General features: G+C 45.5%; 23 protein-coding genes. 11 read left to right on the forward strand and 12 right to left on the reverse strand.

Annotation, left to right across the window (positions count from 1 at the left end; all coding sequences use genetic code 11):
* Window positions 1-3 precede the first annotated feature (3 nt).
* Genes WH96_RS03390 through WH96_RS03400 form a run of 3 tightly spaced genes read right to left on the reverse strand, consistent with a single transcriptional unit; the run spans window position 4 to window position 3,824 of the window.
* A complete protein-coding gene (locus WH96_RS03390; RefSeq protein ID WP_047762657.1) occupies window positions 4-642 on the reverse strand; it encodes a hypothetical protein in 639 nt (212 codons plus the stop codon).
* Window positions 643-654: 12 nt separating this feature from the next.
* On the reverse strand, window positions 655-1,050 hold the full coding sequence (locus WH96_RS03395; protein WP_047762658.1) for an RNA-binding S4 domain-containing protein: 396 nt from the start codon (window positions 1,048-1,050) through the stop codon (window positions 655-657).
* Window positions 1,051-1,061: 11 nt separating this feature from the next.
* Complete coding sequence (locus WH96_RS03400) at window positions 1,062-3,824, reverse strand: helicase-related protein (protein ID WP_047762659.1); 2,763 nt, start codon at window positions 3,822-3,824, stop codon at window positions 1,062-1,064.
* Between the two features lie 245 nt (window positions 3,825-4,069).
* Here WH96_RS03400 and WH96_RS03405 point away from each other — a divergent pair, with 245 nt between their 5' ends.
* Window positions 4,070-4,429 carry a copper resistance CopC family protein gene (locus tag WH96_RS03405; protein ID WP_053005629.1) on the forward strand — a complete coding sequence of 120 codons (360 nt, stop codon included), beginning with the start codon at window positions 4,070-4,072 and terminating at the stop codon, window positions 4,427-4,429.
* Window positions 4,430-4,642: 213 nt separating this feature from the next.
* Window positions 4,643-5,320 carry a copper resistance D family protein gene (locus tag WH96_RS03410; RefSeq protein WP_162200108.1) on the forward strand — a complete coding sequence of 226 codons (678 nt, stop codon included), beginning with the start codon at window positions 4,643-4,645 and terminating at the stop codon, window positions 5,318-5,320.
* Window positions 5,321-5,386: 66 nt separating this feature from the next.
* On the opposite strand, the gene WH96_RS03415 is transcribed toward WH96_RS03410, so the two are convergent.
* Entirely contained in the window at window positions 5,387-6,031 is a 645-nt protein-coding gene (locus WH96_RS03415) for a hypothetical protein (RefSeq protein WP_047762660.1), read from the reverse strand.
* Window positions 6,032-6,265: 234 nt separating this feature from the next.
* Between WH96_RS03415 and htpG the strand changes: the two genes are divergently transcribed.
* A complete protein-coding gene (gene htpG, locus WH96_RS03420; protein WP_047762661.1) occupies window positions 6,266-8,167 on the forward strand; it encodes a molecular chaperone HtpG in 1,902 nt (633 codons plus the stop codon).
* A gap of 100 nt (window positions 8,168-8,267) precedes the next feature.
* Here htpG and WH96_RS03425 read toward each other — a convergent pair whose 3' ends face one another.
* Both WH96_RS03425 and acnA read right to left on the reverse strand, forming a co-directional pair.
* Entirely contained in the window at window positions 8,268-9,116 is an 849-nt protein-coding gene (locus WH96_RS03425; RefSeq protein WP_053005632.1) for a DUF1223 domain-containing protein, read from the reverse strand.
* Between the two features lie 154 nt (window positions 9,117-9,270).
* Window positions 9,271-11,949, reverse strand: coding sequence for an aconitate hydratase AcnA (gene acnA, locus WH96_RS03430; RefSeq protein ID WP_047762845.1), 2,679 nt, complete (start codon window positions 11,947-11,949; stop codon window positions 9,271-9,273).
* A 317-nt stretch (window positions 11,950-12,266) separates the two neighbouring features.
* On the opposite strand from acnA, the gene WH96_RS03435 reads away from it, so the two are divergent.
* The 3 genes from WH96_RS03435 (at window position 12,267) to WH96_RS03445 (ending at window position 15,563) form a co-directional block, all read left to right on the forward strand.
* Window positions 12,267-12,803 carry a c-type cytochrome gene (locus tag WH96_RS03435; RefSeq protein ID WP_047762662.1) on the forward strand — a complete coding sequence of 179 codons (537 nt, stop codon included), beginning with the start codon at window positions 12,267-12,269 and terminating at the stop codon, window positions 12,801-12,803.
* Window positions 12,804-12,909: 106 nt separating this feature from the next.
* Window positions 12,910-14,259 (forward strand): oxygen-independent coproporphyrinogen III oxidase, encoded by a 1,350-nt coding sequence (hemN, locus tag WH96_RS03440; RefSeq protein ID WP_047762663.1) that lies wholly within the window; start codon window positions 12,910-12,912, stop codon window positions 14,257-14,259.
* 116 nt (window positions 14,260-14,375) lie between these two features.
* Window positions 14,376-15,563, forward strand: a complete 1,188-nt coding sequence (locus WH96_RS03445) for an NnrS family protein (RefSeq protein ID WP_047762664.1) — start codon at window positions 14,376-14,378, stop codon at window positions 15,561-15,563.
* Here the strand turns inward: WH96_RS03445 and WH96_RS03450 are convergent.
* The 4 genes from WH96_RS03450 to WH96_RS03465 form a co-directional block, all read right to left on the reverse strand.
* Complete coding sequence (locus WH96_RS03450; protein WP_156176679.1) at window positions 15,560-16,651, reverse strand: glycosyltransferase family 87 protein; 1,092 nt, start codon at window positions 16,649-16,651, stop codon at window positions 15,560-15,562. The two genes, WH96_RS03445 and WH96_RS03450, sit on opposite strands and share 4 nt — an antisense overlap.
* A gap of 285 nt (window positions 16,652-16,936) precedes the next feature.
* Entirely contained in the window at window positions 16,937-17,218 is a 282-nt protein-coding gene (locus WH96_RS03455) for a hypothetical protein (protein WP_047762666.1), read from the reverse strand.
* Window positions 17,219-17,450: 232 nt separating this feature from the next.
* Window positions 17,451-17,645 carry a hypothetical protein gene (locus WH96_RS03460; protein ID WP_047762667.1) on the reverse strand — a complete coding sequence of 65 codons (195 nt, stop codon included), beginning with the start codon at window positions 17,643-17,645 and terminating at the stop codon, window positions 17,451-17,453.
* A 309-nt stretch (window positions 17,646-17,954) separates the two neighbouring features.
* Window positions 17,955-19,262 carry an aspartate aminotransferase family protein gene (locus WH96_RS03465; RefSeq protein WP_047762668.1) on the reverse strand — a complete coding sequence of 436 codons (1,308 nt, stop codon included), beginning with the start codon at window positions 19,260-19,262 and terminating at the stop codon, window positions 17,955-17,957.
* Between the two features lie 288 nt (window positions 19,263-19,550).
* Between WH96_RS03465 and WH96_RS03470 the strand changes: the two genes are divergently transcribed.
* The gene (locus tag WH96_RS03470; RefSeq protein ID WP_053005633.1) at window positions 19,551-20,690 is read left to right on the forward strand and encodes a PQQ-dependent sugar dehydrogenase; all 1,140 of its coding nucleotides are present in this window, start codon (window positions 19,551-19,553) and stop codon (window positions 20,688-20,690) included.
* Between the two features lie 10 nt (window positions 20,691-20,700).
* On the opposite strand, the gene WH96_RS03475 is transcribed toward WH96_RS03470, so the two are convergent.
* Window positions 20,701-21,627: a LysR family transcriptional regulator gene (locus WH96_RS03475; protein ID WP_047762847.1), complete on the reverse strand. Its 927-nt coding sequence runs from the start codon at window positions 21,625-21,627 to the stop codon at window positions 20,701-20,703.
* A 109-nt stretch (window positions 21,628-21,736) separates the two neighbouring features.
* Here WH96_RS03475 and WH96_RS03480 point away from each other — a divergent pair, with 109 nt between their 5' ends.
* Window positions 21,737-21,928 (forward strand): hypothetical protein, encoded by a 192-nt coding sequence (locus WH96_RS03480; RefSeq protein WP_047762669.1) that lies wholly within the window; start codon window positions 21,737-21,739, stop codon window positions 21,926-21,928.
* Between the two features lie 378 nt (window positions 21,929-22,306).
* Here WH96_RS03480 and WH96_RS03485 read toward each other — a convergent pair whose 3' ends face one another.
* On the reverse strand, window positions 22,307-22,522 hold the full coding sequence (locus WH96_RS03485) for a hypothetical protein (protein WP_156176680.1): 216 nt from the start codon (window positions 22,520-22,522) through the stop codon (window positions 22,307-22,309).
* Between the two features lie 360 nt (window positions 22,523-22,882).
* Here WH96_RS03485 and WH96_RS03490 point away from each other — a divergent pair, with 360 nt between their 5' ends.
* The 3 genes from WH96_RS03490 to WH96_RS03500 all read left to right on the forward strand — a co-directional run bounded on the left by WH96_RS03490 (window position 22,883) and on the right by WH96_RS03500 (window position 26,528).
* On the forward strand, window positions 22,883-23,476 hold the full coding sequence (locus WH96_RS03490) for an SRPBCC family protein (protein ID WP_047762671.1): 594 nt from the start codon (window positions 22,883-22,885) through the stop codon (window positions 23,474-23,476).
* Between the two features lie 230 nt (window positions 23,477-23,706).
* Window positions 23,707-24,174, forward strand: coding sequence for a (2Fe-2S)-binding protein (locus WH96_RS03495; RefSeq protein ID WP_047762672.1), 468 nt, complete (start codon window positions 23,707-23,709; stop codon window positions 24,172-24,174).
* A 2-nt stretch (window positions 24,175-24,176) separates the two neighbouring features.
* On the forward strand, window positions 24,177-26,528 hold the full coding sequence (locus WH96_RS03500) for a xanthine dehydrogenase family protein molybdopterin-binding subunit (RefSeq protein WP_047762673.1): 2,352 nt from the start codon (window positions 24,177-24,179) through the stop codon (window positions 26,526-26,528).
* Window position 26,529 lies beyond the last annotated feature (1 nt).

Raw genomic sequence — 26,529 nt, forward strand, 5'->3', positions numbered from 1 at the left:
GGCTTAACGCCCAGAGGTCGAAGCAGAGATCGAGGCAGAAATCCAGGATATCAACAGATTGAGAAAACGCCCTCTTAAAGCAAGTTCATCTTCACTCAATCCTGAAAGGAGCTTTTCTTTTTGATCCACAACATCCGCACTGATTTCTTCTGTCCGAATAATGTTTCCCGCAAGCTGGGTATCCCCCATTCCTGACCAATTATCATTGACCGTAAAACCATAAGGCTTCATTGCATCTGACCACGTCGCATCCAACAAAAGGGGTTGCGCACAGTCATCCACATTCAATTGAACGATATTGTGAAAGTCCGATACGTCTTGGTTAAGAATTATATTTTGGAGCTCTGTTGGCATGGTTGCATGCACAGGGATACCTCTGTTGAAATAAAGAAAAACCTGAAGAACATCAGCTTTACACCCAAGAGAATTTAATAAATCCCTGAGAAGAATGTGCTTACCAGAACACGTTCCACTTCTCTTCGCATACACGGCACGCGGATCCCTCACCCCTGCGCCACCATATGGCATTTGACGCACAAAATGATAGACATCCACAACGGACTTCAAATCATGTTTGGATAAAATGTCAGCAAGAAAAGCTTGATAATTTAGATCAGGAGAAACACCACCTAAGCAAGACATGAAAAGATCTCATCAATCATTCTGGCGAAGTTTATCTATGTCTCGACGATCTTTTTTGGTTGGTCGCCCAGCACCCATATCACGTATCGCGTTATCCCCAACCGGGTTTGCCTTACCAGTTTTTTGATTGTCTATCGGGGCAAGGTCTTCATATAGTTCGCGTGCTTCAGGCGCAGGTCCCCGCCGATCTCCCAAGGCCAAAATCTTGATGACCCGAATGCTGGCCCCTTGCGTAAAGGTCAGCACATCATCAGGCTTAACCAACTGACTGGCTTTATTGATCGCCTTGCCGCCAACACGCACCCGACCGCCAGTACAAACTGTACTGGCGATTGAACGCGTTTTAAAGAATCGCGCATACCAAAGCCACTTATCAATGCGAAGACTTGCCTTTTCATCACCAGCCATCGCAAAAGCCTTTAGCGTTTAAAAGCCATGTCCTGAAGCACAGCAAAAGGTGAATCGGCCATTCTGGCTTTTTCAGCTTCAACCTGTTTCTTCCGGGCTTCTTTTTTCTTGGGATCCTGCTTTTTGGGTCCACGGAGACTAAAAGCAGTCACACCACCCTTTAGTCTATTAGGATGAAATCTCAAAGATTTAAGGACAAACGCAATCTGCTGGTCGTCAAGGCCAGAAGCTTTTCGCATATCACCATTAATGGCAAACGATCCGACAGGAAGCTTCAGATCGTCATCTGCTTTCTGCTCCTTTTGATCTTCGACGGCCACTATATCCGCAGCATTCACCTCAGATTCTAAAACTGTGCTATCCTGTTCACCAACAGATGCAGATACAGCCGTATCATCTACAACTGGCGCCTCCACAGCAGGCGTTGCAATCTCAACAACCTTAGCCTTGGAATCAGCGTTTTTGTTATCCGGTTTCTTTTCGCCGTCATCTTTGCTCAAACGAAGCAATTTATAGGCTTCATGAGAAATCCGTTCCAGAATGTCAGCCCGCAAAACAAGCTCGCGCCCCTTGCGGTTTGAAAGATGACGATACCCAATAGCAGCACAGAAAATATCTTTCTGGGCGTCGGATGGCGTAAAATGTTTGCTCTCAAAGTCGGGAAGTTCAGGAACGGTAACTTCATTCCAGGCAGCCCATAACAAAGCACGTATTCGGCTTGGTCTTGGGCGATTCAAATTCGGCAAGAAAACACTTTCCCGACCAAGGCGTAAGCCAAGATCTGCTAAAGCTTTTCGATCTGCTTTGCTCAAGCCGTTAATCTGGTCTCGGAGTAAATAACGCGGCACAAGCCCTAAGCCTTCAATAACCTGGAAAGCAATACCACGGGCAGTCCCTTCAAGCTCGGCATCAGAGAGATAAAACAAAGGCTTGAGTTGTGCCCGTAAATGACGTTCCAACCATCCTACTAGACGCAGCCTGATTTTCTCGCGCATCGGGCTATCAATGAATTCGGTCGAATAGACATCAACAGATGGGTTGAGTGAACTCTCACCTTTGATCAACTTGCCCACAGGAATACCGCGCCAGGTTAGCTCGCCCGAATCATTCAACAGGAATGACCCGTCGTTATCTTCTTCCAGCACAGAAACCCGCGCAGGCATTTCGCTTAAAAGCGTTTTGCGCGCAGCCGTCAGACCCGGTTTAATATCCGACCCCTGAAGGCTTTCATCCAGAACAAAAGAGAACCCAACGATACGTCCAAGGAGTTCTCCTTCGACAATAACATCACCATTTGCTTTAACCGTCGACACTATATTTTCTCCCGCCTGGAGGCTTCGTACCAATTTTGCTGCTCGTCTATCGACAAACCTTTGAGTTAAACGCTCGTGAAGCGCATCCGATAATCGATCTTCTATCGCACGACTGACGCCTTGCCAATGCTCATTATCTCTTATCCAGTCTGATCTATGACTAATATAGGTCCAAGTTCTGATATGAGAAATGCGCGCGACCAAAGTATCTATGTCACCGTCGATGCGATCAATACGCTTGATTTGAGTTGCAATCCAGTCCTCAGGAAGCACCCCATGGTTGCCCATCAAATAATGATATATCTGAGAAAGCAACCGAATATGTTGATCCGTCAGAATTTTTCTAAAATCAGGAACCTGACATACTTCCCAAAGTAACTTTACCCGCGCGGCGTTTGTGGCGCTGTCCTGAACCGTACTTTCCTGTGCCAGCGCAATTAATGCCTGATGGTCTTCGGCATTGCGCACACGTGACAGAATTTTGTCGTCAGCTCGTCTCTCCAAAGATTTAATCAACTGTTCCGGCGAACGATAGTCTAAGTCATTATTCCGCCAGTAAATAACACGTAACGGGTCATAATCGTGGTTTTCCACACGAGCAATCAAATCTTCGTCTAACGGCCCGACATTATTTGTGGTGCCAAAGGTTCCATCCCGGGTATGGCGCCCGGCACGTCCGGCAATCTGGCCAACCTCTGATGCATAGAGGTAACGCGAAATACGCCCGTCAAACTTTTCCATCCGGGAAAAAGCAACATGATTCACATCCAGATTAAGCCCCATACCAACCGCATCGGTTGCTACCAGATAATCCACATCGCCGTTTTCGAACAACTCAACCTGCGCATTTCTCGTTCGCGGACTCAGAGCACCAAGAACTACAGCCGTACCTCCGCGGTGCTGTCGAATAGTTTCCGCCAACTGATAAACATCTGCCGCAGAAAACGCGACCACCGCAGATCGGGGCGGTAAGCGAATGATCTTTTTACTTCCTGAGAAGGTCAGGCTTGAAAAACGGGGTCGCTCGATAAATTCGATATCTCTGACAAGCTTCTTCAAGATTGGCGCGATTGTATTCGAGCCCATAAACATGGTCTCAGAAGTCCCGCGCGCATTCAAAAGTCGGTCGGTAAAGATATGTCCCCGTTCCTCATCTGCCGCCAACTGTATTTCATCAATGGCGAGAAATTCGACCAGTTTATCCACGGGCATGGATTCAACAGTACAAAAGAAATAACGCGCAGCTTTGGGCAGAATTTTTTCTTCACCTGTGACCAGTGCGCACTTGTCAGCACCTTTTATGGCGACAGCTTTGTCATAGTTCTCACGGGCCAATAACCGCAAAGGAAAGCCAATCATGCCCGAGCTATAAGCTAACATCCGCTCCATAGCCAAATAGGTTTTACCCGTATTTGTCGGACCAAGAACTGCCGTGATTTTAGCTGATGCCAGAAAACTCATCTATCCCTCCCGCACAAAGGAGGCAGTGATAAACAAACACGTAAATATCCAAATCAAAAAAGCTTAAATAATAAGAAGGTTTATACACGGGAAAATCAGGGAAGAAAATGCGATTCCTCACAGGCCAAAAACTTATTGCGACAGTAAGCAATAATTTTTAGCTCGTAGTGTAATTTGACCTTCCCCCTACTGGAAAGATTATATTATTCAACGATTGGCAAAACTTGCAATCTTTGAGGAAGATTATGAAATCAATATTCTCGACACTATTGACCGTTTTATTTTTAATAACCTCTCTTCCAAATGAAAGTATTGCGCATACAAAGGTCACAAGTACTGTACCCGCAAACGAAGCCGTCCTCAAAAAATCACCGGATGAAATAAAACTCACCCTCCCGGAATCCCTCAAAATCACGGCTTTGAAGTTGTTGGATAATCAAGGAAACGAGCTCACACTAAAACAAGATAAAAATCTGAATCCCGTCACGGAAAAAATAGCGATCCCCCCATCCTTAGATGCAGGAACCTATCGTGTTATCTGGCGGGGAATTTCCGCAGACGGGCACCCAATTAAGGGGCAAATTACTTTTACTGTTTCTCCATAAATCAGCAACGCTCAGATGATCGAAAATACAGAATACTTACTTACAGTTCTCAAGACTGTTATTTATGGTTGCAGTCTCTTTTCCGGTGGCACTTTACTTTTCTTGCATATATTTTTCAAAGAAACCCAAGACGTTCATTCAAAGCTATATTCTTTTATTACAAGATCAAGTTTATTAGGGATTGCGCTTATCCTTGTAAATTTAGGATTACAAGTGATCTGGCTTTCTGCGGGAGACTTAAGCGCGCTTCATGATCCGGATATGCTCGCTCTCGTGCTGTTTTCTTCAACAGGACATGCACAATTATTTCTGGGCTTAGGGCTTGCCAGTATAGCCTTTGCGTCAAAAATAAACTATCCCGTTTATGGTCTTCTGGTCTTAGCAATAATCCCGATCAGCTATGCTTTATCCGGGCACACAGGATTCTATTCACCAACTTGGCTTTTGAAGATTTTTATTATTGTCCATCTATCTATCGCCTGTTTTTGGGTTGGCAGCTTCATTCCTCTGCTCACGCTTATTGATCAGAAAGTAGAAACCACATCAGATACCTTGGAACGCTTTGGAGCCATAGCCACTGTCTTGATTCCTTTTCTGCTCGCGACAGGAGTAGGCATGGCATGGTTAATCGCTGGGGGAATCGATGGCCTGACAACAGATTATGGATTAATGCTTCTGGGAAAGGTCTGCCTCGTCACTCTGTTGTTATGCTTTGCCGCCTTAAACAAATTGCGTCTCGTACCACAATTCAGAGCAGGTCAGACACAAGCTGCCAAAAAACTCAACCGCTCAATCAAAACTGAAATTCTGCTTGTGTTGATAATCTTGGCCTTCACAGCAACCATCACAACGATAATTCCGCCCGAAAATCTCGGACACCGTCTTGGTTAATTGGCACACGGATTTAGTTGTAGCTTGCCTTAATCACCATCTGGAACGATCATCTTTTAACTCAACTCATTGTAACTCTGCAGGAACAGGTCCGTCCTTTCCAGGATCCCACCCCGAAGACCACATTTCATAAGGTACGATATGCGGCTTTACGCCATTCTTCTCAAACCATGAATCAATAGCGAAGCTTTTCCCTGTAGATGCTTCGACAACCGCTGCGGATGTATGAGGCCACCCACCGATAAAAAATCCCCGGGTAACCTGTGATCTTAGCTTGTGATGTTTGATCAGTCCCAATTCCTGGAGAAAAATCAACGTGGTCGTTGTGTTTGCGGACTCATCCTCACAATCCAACTGTCCAGGTTGTCCATAGCCGGTAAAGGTGCCGCCGATATCATTTTCAGTACCTGCTTTTGGAGCATTCATTTGCTCCATATAAGCAACCGCCTTTGCCATAGCAGCTCGTTCTTGCTGCGCAGTTTGCGCCACACCAAAAGCCTGAATAAGCCCCCGTTTATCAGTTTCACTCATGGTCAAGCTCAACCGACTTGAACATCCATATCCATGGCAATACTGATATTGCGCCAAGGTTGGTACAGTGACTCCTTTGCGTTCAAAAACCATATTGGGCGAAGAATCCGGCCCGGCTGCACAACCAGAGAGCACCAAAGAAACAGCCATTAATACCGATTTCGGGAACCGATTAAACATAACGATAAAGCCCTTTGTCCGAGCATAACGGACTTAATAATCACAAAAATTATCTCACCGTTTTTACAGGATCACAAAATTCCTGCAACAGCTTTCAATATACCAACACCCTTTCATCTGCTAGATAACTTGAAAAACTGATCTGATTAAGCCATATGTCTTTTTGCTCTTGCTATAAACAGCCAAGAGATTAGCAATATTACTTCGACTAGTTAAAAGGTGGATTATACAATCATGTCTGAGGAACAACTTTCCTTCCAGGCCGAGGTTTCTCGCCTCTTGGACATTGTGGCCCATTCGCTTTATTCCAATAAAGAAATCTTTCTGCGCGAGCTCATTTCCAATGCATCAGACGCTTGCGATAAACTTCGGTACTTAGCGGTAACAGATGGCGACCTGATGAAAGACGATCCGGATTTCAGGATCGACTTGGAAATAGACTCAAATGCCAACACGCTCACTATCAGTGATAACGGCATTGGCATGAATCGCCAGGAGCTTATTGATAATCTTGGTACCATCGCGCGTTCCGGCACCAGCGCCTTTATGGAACAGATGGAAAGCAGCAAGGACGGAAACAACCTGATCGGCCAATTCGGTGTTGGTTTCTATTCCAGCTACATGGTTGCTGACAAGGTTAGCGTGACCAGCCGTCGCGCTGGCGAAGATCAGGGCTGGCAATGGGATTCAGATGGCAAAGGTAAATTCACTATTGCCGAAGTAGAGAAACCTCTACGCGGAACATCAATCACGCTGCACCTTAAAGAAGAGCAAAAAGAATACAGTGAAGAGCTACGTCTTCGCACCATTATCAAAACCTATTCCGATCACATTCCAATTCCGATCCGTCTCAAAAAAACGCCCGTAGAAAACGATGATGGCAGCATAGAGAACGATACAGAATGGGAAACGCTGAATTCAGCGTCTGCAATCTGGACACGGAGCAAATCCGATGTAACAGACGAACAGTACAAAGAGTTCTATCATCACGTTGCCCATGCCTATGATGATCCCTGGTTACGTGAACATTTCCGTGTAGAAGGTGTATTGGAATATTCCGGATTGCTTTATATTCCAGGCAGCAAGCCCTTTGACCTTTTCCATCCAGATCGAAAACACGGCGTAAAACTCTATGTCCGTCGCGTCTTTATCACGGATGATTGCCAAGAACTTATTCCGGCTTATATGCGGTTTCTGAAAGGCGTTATTGATTCAGAAGACCTGCCGCTCAATATCAGCCGTGAGATGCTTCAGGATAATCCGATGCTGCGTAAAATTCGCGGTGGCATTGTGAAACGCGTTCTCGGTATCCTCGATAAAAAAGCTGAGAACGAGCAGGAAGAATATCTAAAATTCTGGGAAAATTTCGGCTCTGTTCTCAAAGAAGGCCTTTACGAAGATCTCCCGCAAAAAGATGCCCTCTTAAAACTCTGTCGTTTTAAATCCACAAAAACGGATAGCTGGATCAGCCTAGCCGATTACCTCGAGAACATGAAAGAGGGACAAGAACATATCTACTATATCTCTGGTGAAGATGAGCAGGCTCTGCGTCGCAGCCCACAGATTGAAGGTTTCAAAGCCAAAGATGTGGATGTGCTTGTTCTTCATGACCCAGTTGATGAATTCTGGGTAACATCAATTAATGAGTACGAAGGCAAAGGCTTCAAATCTGTCACCCGTGGTGGCGCTGATCTCAATAAGATTAACGCTGCTGACGATAAAGGTGAAGCTTCCAAAGATAAAGAAGAAGACAAAGCGGAACTCGGTGCCCTGCTCGGATACATGAAACTGACTCTGGAAGGGGAAGTCAAGGATATCCGCAGTTCAGAACGCCTCACGGACTCTGCTGTTTGTCTTGTGGCAGATGAAGGAGATATGGACATTCATCTGGAACGTATCCTGCGTAGTCACAAGCAGGTCGATGAAGCCAGTAAACGTGTGCTCGAGATCAACCCGAAACACGACCTGGTCAAACGTCTTTCAGATCTCATTAAAAAAGACGGTGCAGCCAAAGAACTCGAAGATATCGCTTGGCTTCTACTGGATCAGGCAAGAATTCTCGAAGGGCAGATTCCATCAGACGCGGCGACATTTGCACAACGCATGTCCCGTGTTATGGGCAAGGGTCTTTCATAATAAGACCTTTCTCTATGAGATATTTATCAAAAAGGCGGCTGAGTATTTCAGCCGCCTTTTCTTCATGCAATAAAAATTGTCAAATTATTCTTAGCGAAAATTAACTGGGATTGCTCTCGTGCAGAACTGCCCCAAGAATTGCGCCCCCGGTGCCATCTTGTAATAACAGGGCATAACCATCTTTCGGTGATAGCCCCAATGAGGCAAAGCTGAAGGAAAGGGAAACATCGATACCGTTCCATTCACCAACACGTTCGAACCCGCGAACAACGTGCTTGTTGACCATGAACAATCCTTTGTTCTCGCCCCGCTGAATTTCAGTCTCATGCTGCTCATCAAATACCGCCACCCACAAAGTAGCGGAACCTCCAAGAGGAAGCTCTTTGTTAAAATTCACGGTTGGTTCAGACAAAGTATTGCCCGTAATAGACAAAGACACTGCCTTACCTGCTTTGGCGGCTTCTTCTATTCCGAGCAGAACATCGCCCCGACGTGATCCCACCAGCTCTTTGCGCCCGTCAATAACCAATTGTGGCGTATAGACATATCGTAATGACATGGAGGAACCATAGTCACGTTGTCGTTGCGTTGCTTCCGGACTGGAAAAGGGATCTTTCCAGCCTATATAATCCCAGTAATCAACATGATACGACAGAGCAATGATTCCGGGCTGGTCGGCAAGTTCGGTCAAAAGCGCATCAGCAGGCGGACAAGAACTACAGCCTTGCGACGTAAAAAGCTCGATGACAACAGGTGCTGTTTCAGAAAGCCCCGCGACATTGGCAGCCTGTGCAACCAATTGCCCCTGAGCCAAACGTTTTTCCGCAGCCTGAACTATCTCACTAGATGGACCACTTATGGCCATATAAGCCCAAGCTGAAGAGAGACCAAGTGCAACAAAGGCAAGTCTCACTAATGGGCGTTTGAACAGGGTCTTTAAATATTTCATATTCAAAGCCTATGCCTCTTTCAGCGAGAGCTCCAGTCACGTCAACTTCAAGTTTGCGCGAGCAGGGCAAACTTTGCCTATAATTCTGCCGAGTTCTCACTCAAGAAAAAAGCAGTCCACAGGAACTGCCTTTCCATAAAAGATACAGACGATCTTATACAGCGTCGTTCATCAGATTACGTAGTACGTAATGAAGAATACCGCCGTGACGGAAGTACTCGACTTCATCAGCAGTATCAATACGGCACATCAATTTGATGTTTTCTACAGAACCATCGGGGCGACTGATACGGCAGTCAACATCCATTCCCGGCGTAATCCCGTTTTCGATGCCTGAGATGTCGACCGTTTCATCACCTGTTATCCCCAATGTTTCACGAGTCACACCATCTTTAAAGACAAGCGGCAAAACACCCATGAACACAAGATTGGAACGATGAATACGCTCAAAGCTTTCAACGATAACAGCCTTAACGCCTAATAAACGTGTTCCCTTGGCCGCCCAGTCACGGGAAGATCCCATGCCGTATTCCTTACCACCAAAAACAACCAGCGGTGTCCCATCATCTATGTACTTCATAGCCGCATCATACACTGGCATAACTTCGCCCTTGTATTTAGAGAAGCCGCCTTCTGTCCCCGGGACCATTTCGTTTTTGATACGAATGTTGGCAAAGGTACCCCGCATCATAACTTCGTGATTACCACGACGAGACCCGTATGAGTTAAAATCAACAGGGCGTACTTGATGACCTGTGAGGTATTCACCACCAGGGCTATCTGCTTTGATTGCACCAGCAGGTGAGATATGGTCAGTGGTTATATTGTCTGCCAGAACGAGCAGTGGTCGTGCACCAGCGACGTCACTGAAATCACCAGCCTCTTTGCTCATGCCCTGAAAGAATGGCGGATACTGAACATAAGTACTCTGATCATTCCAGTCATAAGTTAGGCCAGTCGCAGTTTCGATTTCTTTCCACTGCTGTGGACCTTCAAAAACATTTGCATAGCGCTCTTTAAACATTTCCGGTGTTAAGGCAACGTTAGAGATTTCCTGAATTTCCTGTGACGTAGGCCAGATGTCTTTTAAATAAACATCCTGCCCATCTTTACCCTGACCAATAGGATCATTCAGAAGATCAATAGTCACATTACCAGCCAGTGCATATGCAACAACAAGAGGCGGTGATGCCAGATAATTCAAACGCGTCTGTGGGCTGACGCGTCCTTCAAAGTTACGGTTACCGGACAGCACTGCCGCAACCTGTAATTCTTTGTTATCAATCGCGTCGATATGCTCATCAGCAAGTGGACCAGAGTTCCCGATACAGGTCGTACAGCCATACCCAACGAGGTCAAAACCAATCTGGTTGAGATAATCCTGAAGTCCCGCTTTTTCGAGATAATCAGTCACAACTTGCGATCCTGGCGCCAGGGATGTTTTCACCCAAGGCTTAGATGTCAAACCAAGCTCAACGGCCTTTTTAGCCACAAGACCGGCACCAATCAGAACAGACGGGTTCGACGTGTTGGTACAGCTGGTAATAGCGGCGATCATCACATCACCATTGCTCAGTGCGTAATCTTTACCTTCAACGGGGGATTTCTCGCTCGCTTTATTACCCAAAGCTTCATTGATCAACTCAATGGATTTAGGGGCAAGATTGCTAAGTGAAATACGATCTTGTGGACGCTTTGGCCCCGCCAGACTTGGCTCAACAGTAGAAAGATCAAGCTCCAGTGACGATGTAAAGACAGGATCAGGGGTATTTGTATCACGCCACATACCTTGCGCCTTGGCGTATTCTTCTACCAAAGCAACGCGGTCAGCATCACGACATGTAAAGCTCAGGTAACGGATGGTTTCTTCATCAATAGGGAAGAAACCACAGGTTGCCCCATATTCAGGTGCCATGTTTGCGATTGTCGCCTGATCAGCTAGTGTCAAATTATCAAGGCCAGCACCATAAAACTCAACAAACTTGCCAACCACACCATGGGCGCGAAGAATTTCCGTTACCGTCAAGACGAGGTCGGTTGCGGTTGTTCCCTCTTTCATCTTGCCAGTAAGTTTCATACCGACAACTTCCGGAATCACCATGGACACAGGCTGCCCCAGCATCGCCGCTTCCGCTTCTATACCCCCAACACCCCAACCGAGCACAGAAAGGCCATTTACCATGGTTGTGTGAGAATCAGTCCCCACCAAGGTATCCGGATAGGCAATCGTTACGCCGTCTTCTTCTTTGGTCCAGACAACCTGGGCGAGGTTTTCAACATTCACCTGATGACAAATACCTGTTCCCGGCGGAACAACACGGAAGTTATCAAAAGCAGTTTGTCCCCAGCGAAGGAAAGAATAGCGTTCCCCGTTACGTTCAAACTCCAGATCAACATTTTTCTGAAATGAATCTGCGCCGCCAAATGAATCAACCATTACGGAATGATCAATAACTAAGTCAACAGGAGAAAGTGGATTGATCTTCTTGGGATCCCCCCCCATCTCGACCATTGCCTGACGCATTGCCGCCAAATCAACAACCGCTGGAACACCTGTAAAATCCTGCATTAGAACGCGTGCAGGGCGATAGGCAATTTCACTATCCGAAGTACGGTTTTTCAACCATTCGGCCATTGCTTTGATATCGTCGACCTTAACACTGCGATCGTCTTCAAACCGTAACAGGTTTTCCAAAAGAACTTTCAGGGAAAATGGGAGGCGAGAAATATCGCCAAGAATCTTGGAAGCTTCCTCGAGACTATAATAATCGTATGTTTTGCCATTTGCTGTGAGTTGACGACGGGTATTCAGGGTGTCCTTACCAAGAGCCAATTTAATCTCCTCTTGCTGGTATGCTTCTCTCCAGATGGGGCTTTTATTATGTTCATCGATAAAGAGATCACCAAAAAAATCACTCGCGATCCAATAAACAACCAAGCCTTCTCATCTACTTATATTCTGGTTATTCAAGTTAGCTCTTTGGAGGTAAAAATCAATATACGCCGCACCTAAAAAATAAGAATTAATTAAGTTTACCATTAGCAATCACTAATGGTAAGGCCGATAATTTCTCCTCTTGAGCTTACAGCAGGAGGAACATTTAGAAGTATCTATAGGAACTTCTGTTTACATTAACGAGAACGATAAAAATGGGTTTTAATTTTTGGACACTCCTCCAACGCAGTTTCATCACGCGTTACAAAATTATCCTCTTGGCTGTAACTGCTATCATAGCGGGAAGTTACTTTATTTTCCATTACTCAAAACCATTTGACCAACAAGATAGTACAGATACCAATTCCGATCTTGGCATCAACAGTGCTTCAAATGATATCAGTGGGGAAAGTTTATATCTGCAAAACTGCGCCTCTTGTCACGGCACAATGCTTCAGGGTGAAGCAAACTGGCGGAGTCCCAAAGAAGACGGATCATTGCCTGCACCACCCCATAATCAAGATGGGCACACCTGGCATCATCCGGACCGTTTGCTGTTTCACATAACCAAATTCGGCGGTGCCTCGGTTACGCCCAAAGGATTTAAAAGCAATATGCCAGCTTTCCAAGACGTCTTGAGTGATAAAGAGATAATTGCGACTCTGGAGTTTATAAAAAGCAATTGGCCAAACGATATTCGCCAACGCCAACAGAATATAACAAACAAAGATGCAGCATCCCTACCCCAGTAAGCTCCGGTTAACTTCCATCCCGATTGACTAGAAAGGATTAACCCTCTCTGGCCTTTCTTGACATAAATCAAGGATTACACACAAACGTTCAGCTATTTCATAGCGTATGAAAACAGAGATCATACAAAAATACGACAAAGGGGTCCCTCGTTATACGAGCTACCCCACCGCACACCTTTTCAAGCCTGATTTTGAGACCAGTACTTACACTGACTGGTTACAGGCTATCCCAAAAGAAATGCCACTCTCTTTGTATTCTCACATCCCCTATTGTGACAGTCTCTGTTGGTTTTGTGGCTGTCACACCAAGATCACTCAGAAATACAAACCCATAAAAGACTATATGGGATCTTTGCAAAAAGAAATCCTGATGGCAGCAGATGCCATGGGACGGGGCCGCCCCGTTAATCATATGCATTTCGGTGGCGGCAGCCCGACAATTCTGATACCAGAAGATGTTAGCGCGCTATTCCAGACATTCAATCAGGCTTTCACCTTCACGGATGATGCAGAGATCGCCGTTGAGATCGACCCGCGAGATATCAGCCAAGAAGCGATCAGGGCTTGGGCAAAAGGTGGCGTTAATCGCGCCAGCCTGGGCGTACAAGATATTCAAGACAAGGTCCAAAGAGCAATTAACCGCATCCAGCCAATTGAACAAACAGCCAAGGTTGCCAACTGGCTACACGAAGAAGGCGTTCATGGCATCAATATGGATTTGATGTATGGTCTCCCTTATCAAACTGTCGAATCAGTTTTGGAAACCATTCGTCAAGTTATGAGCATGGCCCCGGAACGAATTGCTCTCTTTGGCTACGCACACATACCGTCACTAAAACCTCATCAACGATTGATTCCCGAAGAAGTTCTGCCCGACTTCAACGAAAGGTTTGAGCAACAGGAAGCTGCAGCAGAATTATTACAAGGCTATGGTTTTGTCCGGATTGGTCTGGATCATTTCGCCAAGCCCGACGACCCCATGGCCATTGCTTTTAAAAATGGTACTCTCAGACGTAATTTCCAAGGCTATACAACCGATAAAGCGGACGCCATGATCGGTTTTGGCGCTTCGTCAATCGGTGCCCTTCCAAGCGGTTTTGTTCAAAATATTGTTGCAATCAGAAATTATCGAGCAGCAATTGACAAAGGAAATTTTGCCGTAGCCAAGTCTATCCCCTTTAAAGGTCAAGACAAACTAAGAGCCGCAATTATAGAACAACTCATGTGCTATCACGAGGTTGACCTCAATAATATTTGCGATAAATTTGGAAGTTCAATCACTGATTTCGACTACGAGATCAAAGCCTTACAATCTTTTGTCGATGATAGAATCGCACGTTATCAAGATGGTATTATTTTTGTCGAGCATGATGCCCGGGCTTTGGTTCGAGCCGTTTGTGCCTTGTTTGATGAGTATCATGGATCAAGAGAGATGACCTACTCACAAGCGGTATAGCCATTAAATAAGTTTTAGTGCCCATAGGGCAGGTAAAACTGCGCGCCTCTGTCACATATTCAAATAGATATATTTAATATACATTATTAAAAGGAAATACGAGGAATAACATTAATATGGTAACAGCAAGTTCACCTTTCTGGCGGGCAGGTTTCAGACCCTTTTTCACAGCCGGAGCCCTATATGCTCTGATTGTCTTGTCACTCTGGATCCTGATACTTGCTGGCGTTATAGATTACGAAACACATATCGCGCCTTCTCTCATTCACGGGCACGAAATGATCTATGGCTTTGGTGTTGCAGCAATTGCCGGCTTTATTTTAACGGCCATGCCGAACTGGACGAATACAGTACCTTTATCCGGCAAGGCCCTCATTGCACTCTTTGGTCTTTGGTGCCTGGGACGATTGTCCTTATGGGCCGGGACATTCCTTCCCTATAGTTTCCTTGCCATTATTGATCTGCTTTTCTTACCTGTTTTGTCTATCTACACCGCACGAATACTATTCAAAACCGGCAACAAACGTAATCTCATGTTACCCGGTATCTTTATGATTCTTGCCATCTTTAACCTGTGTTTTTACCTATCTGAAGCAGGCATCGCGCCCCATTCTTCCAGAACCGTTCTCGAAGCCGCCATATCTCTTTTACTGCTTCTAATCACCATTATCGGGGGGCGCATTGTCCCTGCCTTTACAAGGAATGCTCTCGCAGCCAAAGGAACCAAGGCCGACATAGGCGCACCAACCAAACTCAATATCCTCTGTATTGCCGGCACTGCTATAATGATGATTGGTGACTTATTCATCGCTGATGGTTGGCCAGAACTCTTTGCATGTTTTTGTGCCATACTCGCAGGATTGCATCTCGCCCGTCTTTACTTCTGGAAGGGATGGATGACGCTTTCTGACCCCCTGTTATGGGCAATGCATGCGGCTTACTTATGGATACCTATCGGGCTTTTTCTAAAAGCTTATGGTTTTGTCACCTATGGTTATTTTTGGGAAGGCGCACTCCATGCACTAACAGCCGGAGCCATCGGAACAATGATCCTTGTTGTAACTGCAAGGGCTGGTCTCGGCCATACCGGTAGCGCCCTGAGAACAAATCCATACCTGACAGTATCCCTTTACGCACTAACACTGTCTGCAATCTTTCGTGTTGCCCAGTCCTTTATCCACAACGATTTTTCTGAACAGTTGCTTTATCTGTCTTCCCTTTTTTGGGTTCTGGCCTTTGGCCTCTATCTCGTCAACTTTCTACCTTTAATGACTCGCCCCAGGTTGGACGGAAAACCTGGTTAAAGATCACAGGATCTTCTGTTTTGTGAAACTGCACGTGATACAGCAAGAACAAACAGAGAAAAAATCACAGGAAATCCGATCTGAATACCAAAGTTCTGCCCTATCCCAGCCAGAATGAGCGGCGTAACAAAGCCACAGACAAGAATAGTCTTTTCCCAAAACACGCCACCCTTTTCAGCCATGTCCATGGCGAGCAGAGCAATCGGAATTGCAAGTAGTGTCATCTCGTAATCGAAGAGATAGGGAAGAAGTAATAATATCGCGGGTATAAGGGCAGCAAAAGTCATATTTGTTGGACCATATCGATACCAAAGCCAAATCAATACACCGACAACTCCAGATGCCATACCCCAATGAATTACGTAAGAAAAATCATCCGCAAAACCAAACATTTTGAGTGTTATATAAAGGCTTGGCATTTTTTCGAAAAGCAAAAGCCCTTGCCCCATAATTGATTTAACCACAGCCATGTTCTGAAAAAACACACCCCATAGCTCCCAACCAAATACAGCCAGCGACACACCAACAAAGAGACATGTGGTCAAGGTCGCAGACCAAAACACTCTCCATTGCTGGGAAACAATAAGAACTATCGGAATAAGTACGCCGAGCTGAGGTTTAAAGGCCAGCAATCCAATAAAAATACCTGCAAGAACTGGTTTGGATCGAAAACAGACAATCGCACAAGCAAGTAACCCGGTACTCAACAGCGAATTTTGTCCATGAACCATAGTAAGGTACACAGCAGGATAAGCAATAATGAGTAATATCGCATAGCGGTGTTGAAATAACCGTTTCAGCGAATAAACGTAAAAAAGAAAGCTGCCTCCCAGAAACAAAAAATATGATGTTAAGTATGGGATCGCGGCAAGAACTGTAGCAAGCAAGGTAAAAGTCGGCGGGTAATGCCATAAAAATACAGCATCATTTCCAGGAACGGCCAATTGCTGGATTTCAACAATTCTCTCCCGGACAAACGCCGCCTCGGGTACACCTTCCAAAGCAAGGTAACCCGCAGACCAAAAAGTAATAAAATCATAACCAACCGGGCTATTACTAGCATCAAGCATATTGTCGATAGAAGACATCAACGCTATTGCCCGTAACAAGCAGATACCCAAAATAAAGCAAGCATACAAACGCAGCCGACCGGGATCAAAAACGGCTAAGAATAAGTCAGTATTTTTTGCCTCTGTATGTTTTGAAATCAAATCACGCCTACTTATTTGCCACTCTTGAATACGCAAAACTAACTTAGAGATGACAAATAAATATTAACAATTAGGCATACCACACCAACTCTTACACAACAGGGCGTACAAGAATTGAGCTTTGACAAAACCAGCCATAAAAAACGCGTTGTATTCTAACGCCTAAAAAGCCGCTTTCTCAACTTGCTGATCCAAAGAAAAATCCAGAACAGGATCAACAGGAGACTGGTTAACAGTTTTCTTTGTCCAGTCAGATTTTTTTCGCACCAATTCTGCCGCGCCAACGTTCTTTTCGCCCATCAATGGATTTTTTAAACGCGCATAGGTGACGCCATCAACATGCGATTTGTAGATATCGCTCACAATCCAATCTTGCAAAAAACGTGTCCGTTTTGAATAGACATCGCCAACAACAGGTAATTTTTCTGGAGTTTTTTCCTTCATAGAGCACCTTCGTAGTTCAGAATTGAAACAATGACAGTCGCTCGAAATTATGAAGGATCTTCGACCACATCAAGGTCAACTACAGGCACTAGAGAGGTTAACATATAATTGTCACCTCACGAACACAAATCAGACCCAGCCACACTATTTTCGACCTCAAGCATCAAATTTGGGTATTAAAAAACCCGCCATGAAGCGGGCTTTAATTGCACAAAATTTATCAGATAAATCTTTATGCTGGCATTTTACGAAGCCAATCTGAACCACGGCGCGTCAACTCAACAGCACTAACCGATTTATCTCCAATGTTTTTATTGCGGAGTCGAGCATATTCCAGCCCGTCAATTGTCGATTTATAAACCTCAACAACTTCCCAATCTTGGTACGATGCGTGCCTTTTAGAAAAAATATCACCGATCTCAGGCATATGCTCGAACTCTCTCATAAATCATTCTTAAAACTATTCTCATGATCTCTTCAGGGATTGATACTCTGCTGACCGCGATGGATCAAACGTTAAGATAAATTTTATCTAAAAAAACAGAAAAAATACAATCCCGAACTAACTTGAGAACATGTTTCCTAAAAAATTAACTACCCATAGAGTTAACTGAACAATTAAGGAAAGTATGCATATAATATGATCATTTTAAGACAATCACAAAAATAACATTCTGCAGCGCATCGACCCAAGTGTCATCGACAAGCATTTCTGTCAAGAATCTCGTGACCAGCATTACCTTGTCGACAGGATATCATTTTTCAAACAATCTTCAAAACGTACCAGAAAGCTATCGCAGACACCTTTGTCGTGTGCAATTGAAATATAAAGCTTGGTTCCCATCGGGTTAAGGAAGACACCTCTTTTGAAAAGGCCCAACATCATGGCGCGCCCCTTCTTTTTGTCACCTGTTGCTGTTGAACGATAGTTGAAAACCTCTTGATCAGTAAACACGATTTGAGCCAAGGGGCCATCACCAATCACCTGCGCTGGCTCCTCCAGTTCCTTTAAGATGCGCCTAAGATTTGTACGAAGATATTCCCCTGTTTCAAATAGCTTTTCATAAACTCCCGGCAATCGATAAACCGAAAGCGCAGCATTCGCCGCCGAAGTTGAAATAGGATTCCCGCCCAGTGTCGAGGCCATCCACACATAATTATCCTGACCAATGTAATGCTCATTAACATGATCCATAATATCACTACGCCCACCAAAAGCCCCGATAGGATAGCCACCTCCCAAGGCTTTACCATAGGCAACAAGATCGGGGATCACGCCGTATTTTTCCTGCGCACCGCCATAGGCTAACCGGAACCCGGTCACCACTTCATCAAAAATCAGTGGAATACCATACTGATCACAAAGCGCTCGGATACCTTGTAAAAATCCAGGAAACGGTGGCGTACACCGCTGCAAAGGTTCCATCAAAATTCCGGCTATCTCATCCGCATTTGTAACAATAATCTGTTCAGTTGTTTCCAAGTCATTATAGGGAGCTATCAGAAGATTTTCCTGGGCCATTGGTACACCTGCGGAAGTGAGTTCCGGGGTTGGAAAAGCCAAATTCTGGTGAGGAAAAAGAGAGGTAACGCCCGCTTCATTCGCACCATGATAAGCCCCTTCAAATTTCAGGATTTTTTTCTTTCCCGTGAACGCCCGTGCCAGCCGTTGACAATACATTGTTGCTTCCGTCCCAGAAGCACAAAAGCGCAAGCGATCAACCGCCGGGGCAATCCTTTTGATCTCTTCGGCCAATTGTAACGCATGAGTGTTCAGATAAGCGAAGTTTGAGCCCAATTCTGCTTGTTTCTGAACCGCGTCAACGACCTCTTCCCGGGCGTGGCCAACAAGACAAGATCCCCAACCCATGGAGAAATCCAGATACTCCTGTCCACGACTATCCCACAGCTTAGCTCCTTTTCCCTTTGAAACCTCAATAAGTGTTTCAGAAGGAAACCCAAATTCACCGTTGGAGATACCTGCAGTAAAAACGCTCAAGGCTCTTTTCTGAACACTATTGAGATTCTGTGTGGCTTTAGTCATGATCGAATTCCTCTTTTGCTTTATCCTAGGTTGGGACGCTCAGCCTAGTTGCCTTCCAACAGGCTCCGCTTACGAACCTTAAGAATATCTTCCCCATTGGCATAAAAGTTACAGTGATTGGAAACAATTTAATAAAGCGAGAAAATGTTCTCAGGAAAATTTACTTCACGAAATTCTGAACAAAATAATTTCAAATAGATTTGCTTTATCCACTATCATGTCCCTTCAGACCATATAGCAAAGCACCCTTGGTTCAGAACTGTCATTAAGCCTTCATCGGAGCACAACATGTTTCATAAAGTGCATTTAGTACACGGGCTTGTCTTATTTGTGGTTGTTTTTGTCACTGGACAGGCCGCCGCGGGAAGCTCCGTTACATTCAAAAGCGAAAAAGAAACATTTAAACTTGAACTACTTGTCGATGGATTGGATCACCCTTGGGGTATGGTCTTTTTACCTGACGATAGCTTGCTTATTACAGAGCGAGAAAAAGGCTTAAAACTCTACCGGGATAAAAACCTTCATGACATTTCGTTGGATAACTTCCCCAAGGTTAGAACCAGAGGGCAAGGCGGTCTACTCGATATAACAATTCATCCCGCATTTAAACAAACCCGGCTCGTCTATTTTACCTACAGCCACCCACTCAAAAAGGGTTCGACAACTGCACTTGCCCAAGCCAGGCTTGTTGACCAAAAGCTTCTTGATCCGCAAACAATATTTATTGCGGAAACGGGATCAGCCACATCAAGACATTATGGATCGCGCATCAGGTTTGATCCCGATGGGCATTTATTTATGACAATCGGGGATAGGGGGAATAGGCATAATGCCCAAAAATTGAATTCTCATGCAGGAAAAGTACTCAGATTAAACGACCAAGGACAGTCCGCTGCAGATAATCCTTTTGCCCAAACTGGTAAAGCTTTGCCCGAAATTTATTCCTATGGCCACCGCAATCCACAAGGTCTCACACAACACCCATTAACTGGGGAAATGTGGGTAAGCGAACACGGTCCGCGTGGCGGAGATGAAATAAACCAAATCCAAGCCGGTGCAAACTATGGTTGGCCCGTCATAACCTATGGCAAAGAATATATTGGGGGCACAATTGGCGAAGGGACTCATCATCCCGAAATGCAGCAGCCAATACATCAATGGACTCCTTCGATTGCTCCGGCGGGAATCACCTTTTATTCAGGCGTCGCGTTTCCCAACTGGCAGGGCAATCTGTTCACAACAGCTTTAAAATTCAAACTTTTGGTGAGACAGGAATTGCAAGATGGTAAAATCGTGCACGAAGAGAGACTGCTTGAAGAAGAAGTTGGACGTATTCGGGCAATAGAACAGGGACCTGATGACTTTCTTTACATCCTAACCGATACAAACAACGGTGCTCTCTATCGTCTCAGACCACCAAACTTATAACCTCTATAGGTCAAATATCTTTTAAGCTGATACCCCGGTCCCAATAGGGTTCACTACCAAATTTGCTTTCCAGAAAATCAATGAAGGATCTGGTTTTTGCCGGCAGATGTTCTCTATTTGGATACAACGCATAAACAGCAGCACTTGGCAACTCAAACTCCCTGAGAATAGGGATTAATTCACCCGCTTTCAGCTCGTCTGCAATATCCCATGTGGATTTAATCGCAATACCAATCCCTGCTTTTGTCGCATCCCTCAGAATTTCACCATTGTTTGTTTCCAGATTGCCTTTGACCTTTACATCTATCTGCCCTTCGGGACCTTTAAAGTGCCAGTGATCGTGGACACCACCGGGATAACCAAGTACCAAGCAATTATGATGAATAAGATCTTGCGGGTGTTCCGGCACTCCTTCTTTCGTTAAATACTCTCGTGAGGCACAAACCACACGCCTTGCCGGGCTTAGCTTTCTTGCAATCAAGCTGCTGTCTTTTAACTCACCCGTTCGTATGGCGAGATCAAAACCAGACTGGACCATATCAACAATTTGATCCGTCAAACTCACTTGAATCGACACATCCGGATATTGTTTCAAGAACTCCGGTAACAGACGAGATATATGTTTACGCCCAAAAGACGACGGAGCCGTGATTTTCAAAACTCCCTTCACATGCCCAGCCAAACCAGAAAGAGCGGCCTCAGCATCTTCAATATCCTCGAGGATAGATTTACAGCGAACGTAATACCCAGCCCCTTCATCCGTCAAACTTAAACGTCTTGTTGTCCGGTTAAGAAGACGCACATCCAATCGTTCTTCCAGATTGGCAATACGCTTACTGACGACTGCCGCAGACAAGTTGAGTTTTCGCCCCGCAGCAGTCATCCCGCCAGCGGCCACGACTTCGACAAATACGGTCATATCACTGATTACATCCATAATATTATCAAAATAAACGATATAATCCTTATCCAACAAGGACTATTATCATTTACTGTGATTTCACATACCTTAAACTTAAGAAAGAACGCAAATTAAGGACCAGACAATGAAAAACACTACACAAAGCACAACGGATTTCGATTTGGCCGCAGCGGACATGAGCGTTCACTTCCAAACCGCGCGTAAAATCAGATCTGCGGAAGCGCACAAATTATTCAAAGCAATCCTCAACTCTTTGACAGCGCCTGTAAGCAGTTGGAAAACCCGCTATATTCTTGCCCTTTCCAGAACAGCCTGAAGATTACAGTAGATCAAAACTCACAGGGCGCACCAAAACAACCTTAGGGCGTGTTTTCCTTTTGATTTACGACTAAAATTAATTATTATTTAATTTTTATAAGGCTTACTACAATCATAAATTGATTAGAATGTAGGCCAACTAAGCGTCCTTAGTACCGTACCCCAGTAATTGTACCATGTTTTGAAATCCTCTGTTTACAGTAATAAACAACTGTAACTTAGAGAGTTTCACAAAAGTGCATCTTACCCCGATGCTCTTGATGCCGAGACACTGCTGATGTGATTTTTACGTCTTCCCCCATGCGTCTCCGCATCTCCACTATGCCAATCGGTCCCCCGCCGATTGGCTTTTTTTTGTCAGGTTACTTCCTGGGTGTTATCTTTTATGGAAAAACATGTCTGTCGCCCCGTTCGGACGGTCCATATCCTGTTTTGTTCGTATGGCCCGGAAAAGCGCTAAAGGGCTTTTATATTCACGTCCGATCTTCGCCATCATCAAGCGTTTGTAATAAAATGCCCCATGATTGCCATCTCTGTGAGGATCGTTAACGATCGCTTTTGAACGGGTCGAAAAGTTTTGCTGAGCATTCATTTCACCCTCCTGTAAAAACATGCAAGTCCCAGTATAGCACACAGCAAATCTCCCGCTCGAGTCCCCTCCCCAACATCTATTGTCATGGGCAACCTCAGACATAAAGAATAGCGCTGCTTGATATTACGACGTCCGCTGCCCATACTGACGAGAGAAAGTAATATGAATACAACCCATATATATCATTTACAGTTACCTCTCACATTTGTCGCAAAGTTGAAACACTCGTCAGCAACAACTCCTATCAGGGACTAGAAAGGAGCTAATTTTTCACAAATAGTTAGAGTAGAGAAATCAACACTCAACAATAGCTGCCGAAAAAAACAAAAACAAAGGCAGAAAATAACAGGGTAAATCGTCATGAAGATGGAAGGGCAACAACTTATCCCCGCCCCACAACAAAAGGTGTGGGAAGCCTTAAATAACCCAGAAATATTAAAACACTCTATTCCCGGCTGTGAAACAGTCGAGAAAACATCAGATACCGAGTTTCAGGCAAGCATGACGGCCAAGTTTGGTCCGGTGAAAGCAAAATTCAAAGGACAAGTAACACTTTCAGACATGAACCCGCCAAATAGCTACACCTTAATAGGTGAAGGCAAGGGCGGGGCCGCAGGTTTTGGCAAGGGAGAAGCCAAGGTTTCTCTGGAAGAGCAAGACGGACAAACCTTGCTCAACTATTCCGTAAATGCCAAAGTAGGTGGCAAGCTTGCTCAAATCGGATCTCGTCTAGTTGATTCAGCCGCAAAAAAAATGGCGGATGATTTCTTTCAAGCCTTTTCCCAAAACGTTAGTTCAAATGGGAATGAAACCACTCCAAATGTTTCTTCTGAAAATCTGGTCGAAACCAGTAACAATACAGAAACAACAAAAAGCACGTCCAGCAACACTACTCTCTATCTCACACTTGCGGGCGTTATTATAGCAGCAGTCGTCATCTACACCCTGAGCTAGACACGCGAAAGTGACGTTTCGAAACACACTACGTTGCAATTAAAACATATACCAAAAAGAGTTCATCAAGAACCATCTCTTCAGATCGCGTTGCACGGAAAAGTATGCCATTGCAATGCTCTATTCGCCCCTAGGGGCAACAGACCCAGTAAAAATAAAAATACAGATTTAAAAGTACAAATAACACTAAAAACAAACTGGGCTGTCACACCACGAACAGGAGAAAACCGATGCCAACGGTATCTATGACAGTTAATGGCAAGCAGGTTTCGGCAGATGTATCGTCGAACACCTTACTTGTGACTTTTATTCGCGAAAATTTACGATTAACCGGTACTCATGTTGGTTGTGATACCAGCCAATGCGGGGCTTGTGTTGTCCACGTCAATGGTAACAGCGCCAAATCCTGCACCATGCTAGCCGTGCAAGCCGAAGGTGCCGAGATCACAACTATTGAAGGCCTTGCAAAAGGCAATGATCTTCATCCCATGCAGAAATCTTTTCAGGAAAATCATGGCTTACAGTGCGGTTTTTGTACCACGGGCATGATCATGAGTGCAGTCGATCTGGTAAATAAATCTGATGATCTGGATGATACGTCAATTCGTGAGGGCCTTGAGGGCAATATATGTCGCTGTACCGGCTATCAGAACATTGTCAAATCCATCCAAGCAGCCGCTAAAGAAATGGAGGCGTAATCATGACTAATGAAACTGGCATCGGCGCCTCTGTACGCCGAAAAGAAGACAAACGCTTTATTATTGGCAAGGGACGTTATCTTGACGATATCACTAAGCCAGGGCAGACCTATGGATATTTCGTCCGTTCTCCTTACGCTCATGCAAAAATTAACAGTATAGATACAAGCGAAGCACTGAATGCCTCGGGTGTTGTTGACATTTTAACCGGCCCGGATATGGAAGCCGATGGCATCGGACCGATTATCTGTGGTTGGGGAATTACCTCCAAAGATGGTACGCCACATAAAGCCCCCGCGCACCCCGCCTTGGCTGTAAGCCATGTCAAATATGTCGGGCATCAGGTTGCTCTTGTTGTCGCAGAAACTCTACAAGAAGCCAAAGATGCCGCCGAGCTTGTAGAAATTGACTACGAAGAGCTCCCCCACGTCATCGAAGTTGGCGACGCCCTGGCAAGTGATGCGCCGCAAATTCATGATGACATCCCCGGAAATCTGTCTTTTGATTGGGAAATCGGAGACCGTGCAGCCGCTGAACAGGCTATAGCATCGGCGCACCACGTCACCCGTATGGATCTTCGGAATAACCGTCTCATTCCAAATGCGATGGAACCTCGTGCTGCATTGGGAGAATATGATGCGGGAACGGATGAAATAACGCTCTATACCACCAGTCAAAACCCGCATGTACACAGGCTTGTTCTTTCCGCTTTTAATGCCGTCGCACCAGAACATAAATTACGGGTTATAGCACCGGATGTCGGGGGTGGTTTTGGATCAAAGATCTTTATCTATTCCGAAGAAACTGTCTGTGCCTGGGCAACAAAAAAGCTGAACCGGCCCATCAAATGGACCGCAGAACGATCAGAATCATTCTTGTCAGATGCCCATGGTCGTGACCATGAAACCCACGCAGAAATGGCGTTTGATGCCGATGGCAAAATCCTCGGCTTCAAGGTATCAACCAAAGCCAATGTCGGCTGTTACCTGTCAACTTTTGCCTCTGCTGTACCAACCTATCTCTACGGCACCTTGCTCAACGGTCAATACACGATGCCAGCCATCTATTGTGAGGTTCAGGCAGGCTTTACCAACACAGCCCCCGTGGATGCCTATCGCGGAGCAGGACGTCCGGAAGCAACCTACGTTGTCGAACGGATGATCGAAGTTGGCGCCCGTGAAATGGGGATCGACCCCGGTGAAATTCGCAAACGAAATTTCATTCCTCCGGATGCCTACCCTTATGAAACGCCCGTCATCATGGCATATGACAGCGGTAACTACGCCCTTGCGATGGACAAGGCACAGGCCGCCATTGATTACAGTGGTTTCGAAGCCAGAAAAGCTGAATCAGCACAACGGGGTAAGCTTCGCGGTATAGGTTATTCTGCCTTTATTGAAGCTTGTGGTATAGCCCCATCTGCGGCTGTTGGCTCTCTCGGTGCTGGTGTCGGATTATGGGAATCTGCGCAGGTTCGCTTTAACCCGACTGGCAGTGTGACTGTCTTCACAGGAAGCCATTCACACGGTCAGGGTCATGAAACAACCTTCGCACAGATTGTATCAGATCAGCTCGGCGTGCCGATTGATCAGGTAGAAATCTCGCACGGCGATACAGGCAAGGTGCCCTTTGGCATGGGTACATACGGGTCCAGATCTCTTGCTGTCGGCGGCTCTGCTATTATGAAGGCCATAGATAAAGTCGTCGAAAAAAGTAAGAAAATCGCAGCCCATACACTAGAGGCATCTGTCGAGGACATTGAACATTCCGGTGGTGTTTTCTCTGTTGCGGGTACAGACAAAAAGATGACCATGGCAGAGATCGCTTTTTCGGCTTATGTGCCTCACAACTATCCTGCTGATGTCGAACCCGGTATGGATGAAACAGCCTTCTATGATCCCCTCAACTTTACCTTCCCCGCTGGCACACACATTGCCGAAGTGGAAATTGATCCCGAAACAGGAACGACAGAAATCCTGGATTGGGTTGCAGTAGATGATTTCGGTAATGTCATTAACCCCATGATTGTCGAAGGTCAGGTTCACGGCGGACTTGCGCAGGGTATCGGGCAGGCACTTCTGGAAAACTGCGTCTATGACAAAGAAAGTGGGCAGCTTCTTACCGGGTCCTACATGGACTATTGCATGCCACGCGCAGATGATTTGCCAACCTTCCGGGTGGAAACCATCAACACGCCATGCACAACAAACCCTCTTGGCGTAAAGGGCTGTGGTGAAGCCGGCGCAATCTCTGCACCCGCGGCATTGATGAATGCCATCACCAACGCACTGGGCAAGGAAATCGACATGCCAGCCACACCTGAAAAGGTATGGCGTGCGGCACAAGGACTGTAAG

Origin of the sequence: Kiloniella spongiae (assembly GCF_001026905.1) — a bacterium.
Taxonomy (GTDB): Bacteria; Pseudomonadota; Alphaproteobacteria; order Kiloniellales; family Kiloniellaceae; genus Kiloniella; species Kiloniella spongiae.

What these genes read in the sequence shown, in the direction of transcription:
- WH96_RS03390 (WP_047762657.1), bottom strand. Translation starts at nt 642, where the DNA reads ATGTCTTGCTTAGGTGGTGTTTCTCCTGATCTAAATTATCAAGCTTTT.
- WH96_RS03395 (WP_047762658.1), bottom strand. Translation starts at nt 1,050, where the DNA reads ATGGCTGGTGATGAAAAGGCAAGTCTTCGCATTGATAAGTGGCTTTGG.
- WH96_RS03400 (WP_047762659.1), bottom strand. Translation starts at nt 3,824, where the DNA reads ATGAGTTTTCTGGCATCAGCTAAAATCACGGCAGTTCTTGGTCCGACA.
- WH96_RS03405 (WP_053005629.1), top strand. Translation starts at nt 4,070, where the DNA reads ATGAAATCAATATTCTCGACACTATTGACCGTTTTATTTTTAATAACC.
- WH96_RS03415 (WP_047762660.1), bottom strand. Translation starts at nt 6,031, where the DNA reads ATGTTTAATCGGTTCCCGAAATCGGTATTAATGGCTGTTTCTTTGGTG.
- htpG (WP_047762661.1), top strand. Translation starts at nt 6,266, where the DNA reads ATGTCTGAGGAACAACTTTCCTTCCAGGCCGAGGTTTCTCGCCTCTTG.
- WH96_RS03425 (WP_053005632.1), bottom strand. Translation starts at nt 9,116, where the DNA reads ATGAAATATTTAAAGACCCTGTTCAAACGCCCATTAGTGAGACTTGCC.
- WH96_RS03435 (WP_047762662.1), top strand. Translation starts at nt 12,267, where the DNA reads ATGGGTTTTAATTTTTGGACACTCCTCCAACGCAGTTTCATCACGCGT.
- hemN (WP_047762663.1), top strand. Translation starts at nt 12,910, where the DNA reads ATGAAAACAGAGATCATACAAAAATACGACAAAGGGGTCCCTCGTTAT.
- WH96_RS03445 (WP_047762664.1), top strand. Translation starts at nt 14,376, where the DNA reads ATGGTAACAGCAAGTTCACCTTTCTGGCGGGCAGGTTTCAGACCCTTT.
- WH96_RS03450 (WP_156176679.1), bottom strand. Translation starts at nt 16,651, where the DNA reads ATGTCTTCTATCGACAATATGCTTGATGCTAGTAATAGCCCGGTTGGT.
- WH96_RS03455 (WP_047762666.1), bottom strand. Translation starts at nt 17,218, where the DNA reads ATGAAGGAAAAAACTCCAGAAAAATTACCTGTTGTTGGCGATGTCTAT.
- WH96_RS03460 (WP_047762667.1), bottom strand. Translation starts at nt 17,645, where the DNA reads ATGCCTGAGATCGGTGATATTTTTTCTAAAAGGCACGCATCGTACCAA.
- WH96_RS03465 (WP_047762668.1), bottom strand. Translation starts at nt 19,262, where the DNA reads ATGACTAAAGCCACACAGAATCTCAATAGTGTTCAGAAAAGAGCCTTG.
- WH96_RS03470 (WP_053005633.1), top strand. Translation starts at nt 19,551, where the DNA reads ATGTTTCATAAAGTGCATTTAGTACACGGGCTTGTCTTATTTGTGGTT.
- WH96_RS03475 (WP_047762847.1), bottom strand. Translation starts at nt 21,627, where the DNA reads ATGGATGTAATCAGTGATATGACCGTATTTGTCGAAGTCGTGGCCGCT.
- WH96_RS03480 (WP_047762669.1), top strand. Translation starts at nt 21,737, where the DNA reads ATGAAAAACACTACACAAAGCACAACGGATTTCGATTTGGCCGCAGCG.
- WH96_RS03485 (WP_156176680.1), bottom strand. Translation starts at nt 22,522, where the DNA reads ATGAATGCTCAGCAAAACTTTTCGACCCGTTCAAAAGCGATCGTTAAC.
- WH96_RS03490 (WP_047762671.1), top strand. Translation starts at nt 22,883, where the DNA reads ATGAAGATGGAAGGGCAACAACTTATCCCCGCCCCACAACAAAAGGTG.
- WH96_RS03495 (WP_047762672.1), top strand. Translation starts at nt 23,707, where the DNA reads ATGCCAACGGTATCTATGACAGTTAATGGCAAGCAGGTTTCGGCAGAT.
- WH96_RS03500 (WP_047762673.1), top strand. Translation starts at nt 24,177, where the DNA reads ATGACTAATGAAACTGGCATCGGCGCCTCTGTACGCCGAAAAGAAGAC.